The following is a 12,823-nucleotide window of genomic DNA, read 5'->3' on the forward strand; positions in this document are numbered from 1 at the left end:
AAAATTTAAATTTAGAATGAGGTTTTACTTCATGGAAAATGTTGTCGTACATATTATCTCACATAGTCACTGGGACCGTGAGTGGTACTTGCCTTTTGAAAGCCACCGTATGCAGTTGGTGGAATTGTTTGACAATCTTTTTGATCTCTTTGAAAATGACCCTGAGTTCAAGAGTTTCCACTTGGATGGACAAACTATTGTCCTTGATGACTACTTGGAGATTCGCCCTGAAAATCGCGACAAAGTCCAACGCTACATTGACGAAGGCAAACTTAAAATTGGTCCTTTTTACATCTTGCAGGATGATTACTTGATTTCAAGTGAAGCCAATGTTCGCAATACATTGATTGGTCAAGCAGAATGTGCAAAATGGGGCAAATCTACTCAAATTGGTTACTTCCCAGATACCTTTGGAAATATGGGACAAGCGCCTCAAATTCTTCAAAAATCAGGCATTCACGTGGCAGCCTTTGGTCGTGGTGTGAAACCGATTGGATTTGACAACCAAGTTCTCGAAGATGAGCAGTTTACTTCCCAGTTTTCAGAAATGTACTGGCAGGGTGCGGACGGAAGTCGTGTCCTCGGTATCCTCTTTGCCAACTGGTACAGTAATGGGAATGAAATTCCAGTTGATAAAGACGAGGCCTTGACCTTCTGGAAACAAAAACTGGCAGATGTGCGTGACTATGCTTCAACCAACCAGTGGTTGATGATGAACGGCTGTGACCATCAGCCTGTACAGAAAAATCTGAGCGAAGCCATTCGTGTAGCAAATGAACTCTTCCCAGATGTGACCTTTGTTCATAGTTCTTTTGATGAATATGTTCAAGCCGTGGAAAGTTCCCTACCAGAGCAGTTATCAACGGTTACAGGCGAGTTGACCAGTCAGGAAACAGACGGCTGGTACACACTTGCCAACACTTCTTCATCTCGTATTTATCTCAAACAAGCCTTTCAAGAAAATAGCAACCTCCTAGAGCAAGTTGTAGAACCCTTGACGATTATCACTGGCGGACACAACCACAAGGACCAGTTGACCTATGCTTGGAAAACACTCTTGCAGAACGCGCCGCATGATAGTATCTGTGGCTGTAGCGTGGACGAAGTTCACCGTGAGATGGAAACTCGTTTTGCCAAGGTCAATCAAGTAGGAAGCTTTGTTAAGAGCAATCTTCTTAACGAATGGAAGGGTAAAATCGCTACAGCTAAGGCTCAAAGTGATTATCTCTTTACTGTCATTAACACAGGCTTGCATGATAAGGTCGATACTGTCAGCACAGTGATTGATGTTGCGACTTGTGATTTCAAGGAATTACACCCAACAGAGGGATACAAGAAGATGGCTGCTCTTACCTTGCCAAGCTACCGTGTGGAGGACTTGGATGGGCGTCCTGTAGAGGCTAAAATTGAGGATCTTGGGGCTAATTTTGAGTACGATTTACCAAAAGACAAGTTCCGCCAAGCTCGTATTGCTCGACAAGTGCGCGTGACCATTCCAGTTCACCTAGCGCCGCTTTCTTGGACAACTTTCCAATTGCTGGAAGGAGAGCAAGAACACCGTGAGGGTATTTACCAAAACGGAGTGATTGATACACCATTCGTAACGGTGAGTGTAGATGACAATATCACAGTTTATGACAAGACAACTCACGAAGCTTACGAAGACTTTATCCGCTTTGAAGACCGTGGTGACATCGGAAACGAGTATATCTATTTCCAACCAAAAGGAACAGATCCAATCTTTGCAGAATTAAAGGGCTACGAGGTCTTGGAAAACACAGCTCGCTACGCTAAGATTTTGCTCAAACATGAATTGACCGTGCCTGTCAGTGCAGATGAAAAGCTAGAAGAAGAGCAAAAAGGTATCATAGAGTTTATGAAGCGTGAAGCTGGACGTTCAGAAGAATTGACAAGCATTCCTCTTGAAACTGAGATGACTATCTTCGTTGATAATCCACAAATCCGTTGCAAGACTCGTTTTACCAACACTGCCAAAGATCACCGTATCCGTCTCTTGGTCAAGACTCATAACATGCGTCCAAGCAATGATTCTGAAAGCATCTATGAGGTGGTGACACGACCAAACAAACCAGCAGCTTCATGGGAAAATCCTGAAAATCCTCAACACCAACAAGCCTTTGTTAGTCTGTATGACGATGAAAAAGGTGTGACTGTATCCAACAAGGGATTGAATGAATACGAAATCCTTGGAGACGACACTATTGCAGTAACTATTTTGCGTGCATCAGGTGAGTTAGGTGACTGGGGTTATTTCCCAACACCAGAAGCACAATGCTTGCGTGAGTTTGAAGTCGAGTTTGCTCTTGAATGCCACCAAGCCCAAGAACGCTTCTCAGCCTATCGTCGTGCTAAAGCCTTGCAGACACCGTTTACCAGCCTTCAGCTTGCTAGACAAGAAGGCGGAGTGGCTGCGACTGGTAGCCTCTTGAGCCATTCTGTTCTCAGCATACCGCAAATCTGTCCAACAGCCTTTAAGGTAGCTGAAAATGAAGAAGGCTATGTTCTTCGTTACTACAATATGTGTAGTGAAAATGTACGTGTACCGGAAAGTCAACATCTCTTCCTGGACCTACTTGAACAACCATATCCAGTTCATAGAGGCCTTATTTCACCACAAGAGATTCGTACAGAATTCATCAAAAAAGAAGAAATTTAATTTCAACAAGTAAACATAAAGAGAAAGGAGGGGCGAAAAGGTAAGAACTAACTGCTGATTTGCCCCTTTTTATGGTAAAAACAATGACCATTGCAACGATTGATGTCGGAGGGACTGGAATTAAGTTTGCCAGTCTGACTCCTGATGGGAAAATACTGAATAAGACAAGCATTCCAACGCCTGAAAGTTTGGAGGATTTACTAGCTTGGTTAGACCAGCGCTTGTCAGAGCAGGATTATAGCGGGATTGCTATGAGCGTTCCAGGCGCGGTCAATCAAGAGACAGGTGTGATTGATGGCTTCAGTGCAGTACCCTACATTCACGGATTTTCTTGGTATGAGGCGCTTAGCTCTTATCAGATTCCTATCCATCTGGAAAATGATGCTAACTGCGTTGGACTCAGTGAATTACTGGCTCATCCAGAACTTGAAAATGCAGCCTGTGTCGTGATTGGGACAGGGATTGGAGGAGCCATGATTATCAATGGTAGACTTCATCGAGGTCGCCACGGTCTGGGTGGAGAATTTGGCTACATGACCACCCTTGCCCCTGCTGAAAAGCTCAACAACTGGTCGCAACTAGCGTCAACTGGAAATATGGTGCGCTACGTGATTGAAAAATCTGGTCAGACTGACTGGGACGGTCGCAAGATTTACCAAGAGGCTGCAGCTGGGAATGCCATTTGCCAAGAAGCTATTGAGCGCATGAACCGCAATTTGGCGCAAGGCTTGCTCAATATCCAGTATCTGATTGATCCAGATGTCATTAGTCTGGGAGGCTCTATCAGCCAAAATCCAGATTTTATTCAAGGTGTCAAGGAAGCTGTTGACGACTTTGTCGATACCTACGAAGAATATACGGTCGCACCCGTCATCCAAGCCTGCACCTATCATGCAGATGCTAATCTCTACGGTGCCCTTGTCAACTGGTTACAGGAGGAAAACCAATGGTAAGATTTACAGGGCTTAGTTCCAAACAAGAGCAAGCAGTAGAGTTGCTTAAAAAGCACATTTCGCTACCAGATGTAGAGGTAGCTGTCGCTCAGTCTGACCAAGCCTCTATCTCTATCAAGGGTGAGGGTGGCCACTATCAATTGACCTACCGCAAACCTCACCAACTTTATCGTGCCTTGTCCTTGTTGGCAACAGTTCTAGCAGAAGGTGATAAAGTAGAGATTGAGGAACAAGCAGCTTACGAAGATTTAGCCTATATGGCTGACTGTTCGCGCAATGCGGTGCTGAATGTCGCTTCTGCCAAGCAGATGATTGAACTCTTAGCTCTCATGGGCTATTCAACCTTTGAACTTTACATGGAAGACACTTACCAGATTGAAGGGCAGCCTTACTTTGGCTATTTCCGCGGAGCCTACTCAGCTGAGGAGTTGCAGGAAATCGAAGCCTATGCCCAGCAGTTTGACATGACCTTTGTGCCATGTATCCAGACCTTGGCTCACTTGTCAGCCTTCGTCAAATGGGGTGTCAAGGAAGTGCAGGAACTCCGTGATGTGGAGGACATTCTTCTTATTGGCGAAGAAAAGGTTTATAACCTGATTGATGGCATGTTTGCTACTCTATCTAAACTACAAACTCGCAAGGTCAATATCGGGATGGACGAAGCCCACTTGGTTGGCTTGGGACGTTACTTGATATTGAACGGTGTTGTGGATCGTAGTCTCCTCATGTGCCAACACTTGGAGCGCGTGCTGGATATTGCTGACAAATATGGATTCCACTGCCAGATGTGGAGCGATATGTTCTTTAAACTTATGTCAGCAGATGGCCAGTACGACCGTGATGTGGAAATTCCAGAAGACACTCGTGTCTACCTAGACCGTCTCAAAGACCGTGTGACTCTGGTTTACTGGGACTATTATCAGGATAGCGAGGAAAAATATAATCGCAATTTTCGCAATCACCATAAGATTAGCCATGACCTTGCCTTTGCAGGGGGAGCTTGGAAGTGGATTGGCTTTACACCTCACAACCATTTTAGCCGTCTTATCGCTCTTGAAGCGAACAAGGCCTGTCGTGCCAATGACATCAAAGAAGTCATCGTGACTGGTTGGGGGGACAATGGTGGGGAAACAGCCCAGTTTTCTATTCTCCCAAGCCTGCAAATCTGGGCAGAACTCAGCTATCGCAATGACCTAGACCGTTTGTCTGCACACTTCAAAACTAATACTGGTCTATCGGTTGAGGACTTTATGCAGATTGACCTAGCCAACCTCTTGCCAGACCTGCCAGACAATCTCAGTGGCATCAATCCCAACCGCTATGTCTTTTATCAGGATGTTCTCTGTCTGATCCTTGACCGACACATGACACCTGAACAGGACAAACCGCACTTCTCTCAGGCTGCTGAGACACTTGCTGAAATCAAAGAAAAAGCTGGTGCTTACTCTTACCTCTTTGAAACTCAGGCTCAGTTGAATGCCATTTTAAGTAGCAAAGTGGATGTGGGACGACGTATTCGTCAGGCCTATCAAGCGGATGATAAAGAAAGCCTACAAGAAATTGCCAGACAAGAATTACCAGAACTCAGAAGCCAAATTGAACACTTCCATGCCCTCTTTAGCCACCAATGGCTGAAAGAAAACAAGGTCTTTGGTTTGGATACAGTTGACATCCGTATGGGCGGACTCTTGCAACGCATCAAACGAGCAGAAAGCCGTATCGAGGCTTATCTGGCTGGTCAGCTTGACCGCATCGATGAGCTGGAAGTGGAAATTCTGCCATTTAACGACTTCTACGCAGACAAGGACTTCGCAGCCACAACAGCCAACCAGTGGCATACTATTGCGACAGCTTCAACGATTTACACGACCTAAAACAAGAACACCTTGCTTGGCGCAGGGTGTTTCCCGTGAAACATCCCTTTCTTCAAAAGTACTCCACATAAAATAATTTGTGGAGTTTTTTCTATAATTAGGAGTTTAACCTAACCTGCAAATAGGAGTATACTAATAATGTAATCGTTATCAAAAGTCTAAAAAAGAATTTTTAGATGAATATCAAAATAAAAAGGGAGGAAATTATGAATAAGTTTTCAAAAACCTTGAGAGACAACTGGATCTTTCTCTTGATGGTTTTGCCAGGGGCACTCTGGTTGATTCTATTCTTCTACATTCCAGTATTTGGGAACGTGGTTGCCTTCAAAGACTACCACATGACCAGTAATGGTTTCATAGATAGTATCATAAATAGTAAATGGGTCGGACTCGATAATTTCAGATTCTTATTTAGTTCAAGAGACGCCTTTATTATCACACGAAATACGGTTCTCTACAATCTTGGCTTTATCTTTCTAGGTTTAGTTGTATCTGTAGGGATTGCCATTATCCTCAGTGAACTCCGTTCCAAGAGAATGGTGAAGATTTTCCAAACTTCTATGTTGTTCCCTTACTTCTTGTCTTGGGTTATCATCAGTTTCTTTACAGATGCCTTCCTAAATATTGATAAAGGGGTGTTCAATCATTTATTGGAAAGTCTTGGTCTAAAAGAAGTCAACTTCTACGCTGATTTGGGAATTTGGCCTTATCTCCTACTTTTCCTAGGTATTTGGAAAGGTTTTGGATATAGCAGTGTCATGTACTATGCGACAATCATGGGAATTGATCCAACCTACTATGAAGCAGCGACAGTGGACGGAGCCAGCAAATGGCAGCGCATTCGCAATGTAACCATTCCGCAGTTGACACCATTGGTAACTGTATTGACCATCCTTGCAGTTGGAAATATCTTCCGTGCAGACTTCGGTCTTTTCTACCAAATCCCTCACAATGCTGGTCAGCTTTATAACGTAACCAACGTCTTGGACGTATATGTATATAATGGATTGACCCAGACAGCAGATATCGGGATGGCTTCAGCAGCAGGTCTCTACCAATCAGTAGTCGGATTGATTCTGGTGGTTCTATCAAACTTACTTGCAAGACGAGTTGATCCAAACTCAGCTTTGTTCTAGAAAGGAGGAGAATATGGCAGAAAAGAAAATTAAAAAAGAAAAAATTGATAATGTCGGCATTCACTCCTTCAGTAAGAAAGCAGATATCTTCTTCAGTACCATTTCGGGTTTGATTGCCCTCTCTTGTATCCTACCCTTCGTATTCGTTATCATTATTTCAGTGACGGACGAGAAAAGCCTCCTCCAATACGGCTACAGCTTCTTCCCATCCCAATTTGGATTAGACGGTTTTGAGTTCTTGGCACAGTTTAAGGATAAAATCTTACAGGCCCTCTTCATTTCTGTCTTTGTAACCGTAGTTGGGACATTTACAAATGTCTTTATCACAACAACCTATGCCTACGCTATTTCACGGACAACCTTTAAGTATCGCAGATTCTTTACCATCTTCGTTCTGCTCAGTATGTTGTTCAACGCTGGTTTGGTACCAGGTTATATCATGGTGACCCGTGTGCTTCAGCTTGGTGACACTGTTTGGGCCTTGATTGTGCCAATGCTTCTCTCACCATTCAATATCATCTTGATGCGTTCCTTCTTCAAGAAGACCATTCCAGAAGCCATTCTCGAATCGGCTCGTATCGATGGTGCTAGTGAGGCTCGGATTTTCTTCCAAATCTGTTTGCCATTGTCACTACCAGGTATCGCAACCATCACGCTTTTGACAGCTCTTGGTTTCTGGAATGACTGGTTCAACGCCCTTCTTTACATCAAGAGTGACAACTTGTATCCATTGCAATATTTGCTCATGCAAATCCAGCAAAATATGGACTACATTGCCAAAGCGGTCGGCTTGACTGGTCAACTGGGAGTTGCTCTACCGAAAGAAACAGGTCGTATGGCCATGGTTGTGGTCGCAACCCTTCCAATCGCGATTTTGTATCCATTCTTCCAACGCTACTTTGTAAAAGGTTTAACTATCGGTGGTGTGAAAGAATAGTGCTTATTGAGAAAGAACATTTCTCAGTTCCCAACTTCCCTTGTGTGAAGTTAAGATCATTACATTGTTTATAAGTTTAAAAATAAAAAAAGGAGTTTTTATCATGAAAAACTGGAAAAAATATGCTTTTGCATCTGCTAGTGTAGTCGCTTTGGCTGCAGGTCTTGCTGCTTGTGGAAATTTGACAGGTAACAGCAAAAAAGCTGCTGATTCAGGTGACAAACCTGTTATCAAAATGTACCAAATCGGTGACAAACCAGACAACTTGGATGAATTGTTAGCAAATGCCAACAAAATCATCGAAGAAAAAGTTGGTGCCAAATTGGATATCCAATACCTTGGCTGGGGTGACTATGGTAAGAAAATGTCAGTTATCACATCATCTGGTGAAAACTATGATATTGCCTTTGCAGATAACTATATTGTAAATGCTCAAAAAGGTGCTTATGCTGACTTGACAGAATTGTACAAAAAAGAAGGTAAAGACCTTTACAAGGCACTTGACCCAGCTTATATCAAGGGTAATACTGTAAATGGTAAGATTTACGCTGTTCCAGTTGCAGCCAACGTTGCATCATCTCAAAACTTTGCCTTCAACGGAACTCTCCTTGCCAAATATGGTATCGATATTTCAGGTGTTACTTCTTACGAAACTCTTGAGCCAGTCTTGAAACAAATTAAAGAAAAAGCTCCAGACGTAGTACCATTTGCAGCTACTAAGAACTTCATCCCTTCTGAGAACTTTGACTACCCAGTAGCAAACGGTCTTCCATTTGTTATCGACCTTGAAGGGGATACTACTAAGATTGTAAACCGTTATGACGTTCCTCGTTTCAAAGAACACTTGAAGACTCTTCACAAATTCTATGAAGCTGGATATATTCCAAAAGACGTAGCCACAAGCGATACTTCATTTGATCTTCAACAAGATACTTGGTTCGTTCGTGAAGAAACAGTAGGACCAGCTGACTACGGTAACAGCTTGCTTTCACGTGTTGCCAACAAAGATATCCAAATCAAATCATTCACTAACTTCATCAAGAAAAACCAAACAACACAAGTTGCTAACTTTGTCATCTCAAACAACTCTAAGAACAAAGAAAAATCAATGGAAGTGTTGAACCTCTTGAATACGAACCCAGAACTTTTGAACGGTCTTGTTTACGGTCCAGAAGGTAAGAACTGGGAAAAAATTGAAGGTAAAGAAAACCGTGTTCGCGTTCTTGATGGCTACAAAGGAAACACTCACATGGGTGGATGGAACACTGGTAACAACTGGATCCTTTACATCAACGAAAACGTTACAGACCAACAAATCGAAAATTCTAAGAAAGAATTGGCAGAAGCTAAAGAATCTCCAGCGCTTGGATTTATCTTCAATACTGACAATGTGAAATCTGAAATCTCAGCTATTTCTAACACAATGCAACAATTTGATACAGCTATCAACACTGGTACTGTAGACCCAGATAAAGCTATTCCAGAATTGATGGAAAAATTGAAATCTGAAGGTGCCTACGAAAAAGTATTGAACGAAATGCAAAAACAATACGATGAATTCTTGAAAAACAAAAAATCATAAGATCAATTGATTTCGTGTATTCATTCCTAACTCCTAAAATAAGAATCACTGCTTTCCTCAGGTTGGTCTGAGGAGGGCAGTGATTTTTTGAAATGAGAGCATAGATATCCGTGTTCTTTATCACTATTTAACCATTCAGGAAATTTCGAGAACCCTCTACAATTTCCAGTCAAATAAATTGCATTCGTTTTCTCAAGCAGGTATACTAGTATGGATAAATAAAAAATTTAGAAAATTTAAGAATAGAAAAGAGAACAAATCTTATGGCAAAAGATATTCGTGTCTTACTTTACTACCTTTATACTCCAATTGAAAATGCAGAGCAATTTGCTGCAGACCACTTGGCTTTCTGTAAATCAATCGGTCTTAAAGGCCGTATCCTAGTCGCTGACGAGGGAATTAACGGAACAGTTTCAGGTGACTATGAAACAACTCAAAAATACATGGACTACGTTCACAGCCTCCCAGGTATGGAAGACCTCTGGTTCAAGATTGACGAAGAAAATGAACAAGCCTTCAAGAAGATGTTTGTTCGCTACAAGAAAGAGATTGTCCACCTTGGTTTGGAAGACAACGACTTTGACAACGACATCAACCCACTTGAAACAACAGGTGCTTACTTGTCTCCAAAAGAGTTCAAAGAAGCGCTTCTTGATAAAGATACCGTTGTCCTTGACACACGTAACGATTATGAGTACGACCTAGGACATTTCCGTGGGGCTATCCGCCCAGACATCCGCAACTTCCGTGAGTTGCCACAATGGGTTCGTGATAACAAGGAAAAATTCATGGACAAGCGTGTCGTGGTTTACTGTACAGGTGGCGTTCGCTGTGAGAAATTCTCAGGCTGGATGGTTCGTGAAGGTTACAAAGATGTTGGTCAATTGCACGGAGGAATCGCAACTTACGGTAAAGACCCAGAAGTTCAAGGTGAGCTTTGGGATGGAAAAATGTACGTCTTTGACGAGCGTATCGCCGTAGATGTCAACCATGTCAACCCAACCATCGTAGGGAAAGACTGGTTTGATGGAACACCATGTGAACGTTATGTCAACTGTGGAAATCCATTCTGTAACCGTCGTATCTTGACATCAGAAGAAAATGAAGACAAGTACCTTCGTGGATGTTCACACGAGTGTCGTGTTCACCCACGTAACCGCTATGTTTCAGAACATGAATTGACACAAGCAGAAGTGATCGAACGCCTAGCCGCTATCGGTGAAAGCTTGGATCAAGCAGCTACTGTATAAGATCAAACAGTCCTCAGGGGCTGTTTTTCTATGCTTTGTACTCAAAAATCTAATACTCAATGAAAATCAAAGAGCAAACTAGGAAGCTAGCCGCAGGCTGTACTTGAGTACGGCAAGGCGAAGCTGACGCGGTTTGAATTTGATTTTCGAAGAGTATAAAGTTTGTTTTTGTATCTTTCAGAAAAATAAGGTATACTATATGTAAACGATTTCAAAGGAGTCCAGTTATGACGAAAACATTTTTTATTCCAAATAAACAGAGCATTTTAGGAGAACAGGAAATTTTGACTGCCAAGTCCATCTTGGCCTTGGTAGATGGTTTGGAGTCACATAGCTATGATGCTGTCTATCTCCGTCAGCCTCTTAACCGTCTCGAGTATATCGAGTGTGCGATAGTGGGGCAATCACAATTTCTCTTTAAGGTCAGCTATGCTGATGGTCAAAAGGCCTATCGTGTTGATCTTCCTGACCTACTCACAAAGACAGACTGGCAGATTATCAAAGCATTTTTAGATGCCCTGCTTGCTTACACAGGAACTGAGATTGAGGGGCTAGATGGTTTTGACTTTGAAGCTTATTTCCAAGCAGGTATTCAAGCTCATCTTGCAGACACTGCTGCTCGTTTTACGATTTGCCAAGGAATTTTTAATCCTGTTTTCTTTAGTCATGTGGACTTGAAAAGCTTTTTAGAGGAAGATGGCTTGGCTCAATTTGAAGTACGTGTACATGCGGTTCAAGAGACCGATGCCTACTTTGCAAGAGTTTCCTTTTATCAGGATGGAGAAGGCCAAGTGCACGGTGTTTACCATCTGGCTCAAGGAGTCAAGACAGTTTTACCGAGAGAACCATTTGTTCCTGCAGCCTATATTGAGCAATTGGTGGATAAGGAAGTCCAGTGGGAGATTGACTTGGTTCAAATCACAGGAGACGGCTCTAAACCAGAAGACTATGAAGCCATTGCCCGCTTGGACTATGCAAAATTCCTAGAGTCATTACCATCAGAATCTTACCACCAACTAGATGCCAATCAATTAGAAATACAACCCATCTTAGACAAAGATTTTAAAACATTAGCACAAGAAAAGTAAAGCAGAAGCAGGTCAATCGACTTGCTTTTTTGACATAGAAAAAATCCTGCCAAGGATGACAGGATTGCTACTCAATGAAAATCAAAGAGCAAACTAGGAAGCTAGCCGCAGGCTACTCAAAACACTGTTTTGAGGTTGTAGATGAAACTGACGAAGTCAGTAACCATACATACGGTAAGGCGAAGCTGACGTGGTTTGAAGAGATTTTCGAAGAGTATGAAGTTTAAAGATAGGCCAAGATACGAAGATAATCTCCAATCAGTGCCACTTCAGCTACAAAGAAGAGGAGGATAATAACTCCGTTCACAAGGACAGACAAGAATAATTGATAGAAGGAGTCGGCTTCACTTGCTTGACTTGGTCTGGTAATGATATGGAGACTAGCAAGCAGAATGATTCCAATGCTAATCACACATAAAAGGGCTGAAAATCGTAGGCTATCAAAGAAGGCAAAGAAACTAGCAATAGCAGTGAGGAAGATTGGAATTGCCAAGAGTTGACTATATTGTTGGAGAACCTTTTCTAGCGTCCAGTCCTTTTCTTGGTAGATAAATCGTCTCACGACGAAACTACCCAAGAGGAATGAAAAGAAGAAGAGTGTTGTCGCTACTAGGATAGAGATGATCGAAAAGAGATTTAATGAAGCAAATTGTTCAGGGAAGTGATTATGCATAGTTGCTATATGTCCATAGTAAGCATGTTTGATATGGTAGATACTAAAGAAAAAGGAAGATGCAGAAAACAGAATGAGCAAGAGAAAGGCTGTGTAGCTGTGTGTGCTACTTGTTTCAAGCTTGCTTGTAGGAGATTTGAGAGCCTCCACTAGCCAAGACCAAAAATCAAGTACTTGCTCTTTCCATCTATCCGTAGATTTTGGAGCTTGGTCGGGGATATAGGGACTTTCTAAGGATTTACTGAGAAGAAGAGGCTCTTTCAAGATTGTTTTTTGCTGAGGAAGTGCTTCTTGGCTTTCTTCAGCTTTAGTGACTTTTTCTGTTTCCTCAGAAAGATCTTGCTCTTCTTCAGTAGAATTAGATGCCTTCTTTTCTTCTATTTCTGTTCTCGCTTCACCGCCTTCAGGAGTTTCAATTTTCTCTTCTTGCTGGCTTTCCAGTTCGACTTCAGCTTGAGAGACTTCCTCCTCTACTTGAGTATTTTTTTCAATTGGTGTATCGAGATCGGCTATCGTTTCTTCAGCCTTGTCTGCAACCTCTTGAGCTTGCTCTTCAGGCTTGTTCTTGCTTGTTGTTTTTACAAAATCATTACTTTCAAACCATTCTTGTTTCATGGTAGAACCTCCTTTTTAGTTAGATAAATATGCTTCTA

General features: G+C 42.3%; 10 protein-coding genes. 9 read left to right on the forward strand and 1 reads right to left on the reverse strand.

The annotated features are described in order from the left end of the window. The first annotated feature begins 31 nt into the window (after positions 1–31). From HT689_RS03150 to HT689_RS09695, 9 genes are all read left to right on the forward strand, one after another. Entirely contained in the window at positions 32–2,677 is a 2,646-nt protein-coding gene (locus HT689_RS03150; protein WP_173224978.1) for an alpha-mannosidase, read from the forward strand. Between the two features lie 83 nt (positions 2,678–2,760). Next, positions 2,761–3,630, forward strand: a complete 870-nt coding sequence (locus tag HT689_RS03155) for an ROK family protein (RefSeq protein ID WP_173225253.1) — start codon at positions 2,761–2,763, stop codon at positions 3,628–3,630. Further along, positions 3,624–5,504: a beta-N-acetylhexosaminidase gene (locus HT689_RS03160; RefSeq protein WP_173224982.1), complete on the forward strand. Its 1,881-nt coding sequence runs from the start codon at positions 3,624–3,626 to the stop codon at positions 5,502–5,504. Before HT689_RS03155 ends, HT689_RS03160 begins: the two co-directional genes overlap by 7 nt. Before the next feature lie 206 nt (positions 5,505–5,710). Beyond that, on the forward strand, positions 5,711–6,640 hold the full coding sequence (locus tag HT689_RS03165) for a sugar ABC transporter permease (RefSeq protein ID WP_007284784.1): 930 nt from the start codon (positions 5,711–5,713) through the stop codon (positions 6,638–6,640). A gap of 13 nt (positions 6,641–6,653) precedes the next feature. Then, the gene (locus HT689_RS03170) at positions 6,654–7,577 is read left to right on the forward strand and encodes a carbohydrate ABC transporter permease (RefSeq protein ID WP_000818350.1); all 924 of its coding nucleotides are present in this window, start codon (positions 6,654–6,656) and stop codon (positions 7,575–7,577) included. A 103-nt stretch (positions 7,578–7,680) separates the two neighbouring features. Continuing rightward, positions 7,681–9,159: an ABC transporter substrate-binding protein gene (locus HT689_RS03175; protein WP_061438605.1), complete on the forward strand. Its 1,479-nt coding sequence runs from the start codon at positions 7,681–7,683 to the stop codon at positions 9,157–9,159. A gap of 263 nt (positions 9,160–9,422) precedes the next feature. After that, on the forward strand, positions 9,423–10,409 hold the full coding sequence (locus HT689_RS03180; protein ID WP_166730973.1) for a rhodanese-related sulfurtransferase: 987 nt from the start codon (positions 9,423–9,425) through the stop codon (positions 10,407–10,409). Positions 10,410–10,636: 227 nt separating this feature from the next. Next, entirely contained in the window at positions 10,637–11,497 is an 861-nt protein-coding gene (locus tag HT689_RS03185) for a DUF4299 family protein (RefSeq protein ID WP_173251656.1), read from the forward strand. A 74-nt stretch (positions 11,498–11,571) separates the two neighbouring features. Continuing rightward, entirely contained in the window at positions 11,572–11,724 is a 153-nt protein-coding gene (locus HT689_RS09695) for a hypothetical protein (RefSeq protein WP_240148106.1), read from the forward strand. Here the strand turns inward: HT689_RS09695 and HT689_RS03195 are convergent. Next, positions 11,721–12,785 (reverse strand): DUF6574 domain-containing protein, encoded by a 1,065-nt coding sequence (locus HT689_RS03195; protein ID WP_173251658.1) that lies wholly within the window; start codon positions 12,783–12,785, stop codon positions 11,721–11,723. The genes HT689_RS09695 and HT689_RS03195 overlap by 4 nt on opposite strands. Positions 12,786–12,823 lie beyond the last annotated feature (38 nt).

Source organism: Streptococcus sp. 2342, assembly GCF_013276795.1.
In the GTDB taxonomy this organism is placed as follows: Bacteria; Bacillota; Bacilli; order Lactobacillales; family Streptococcaceae; genus Streptococcus.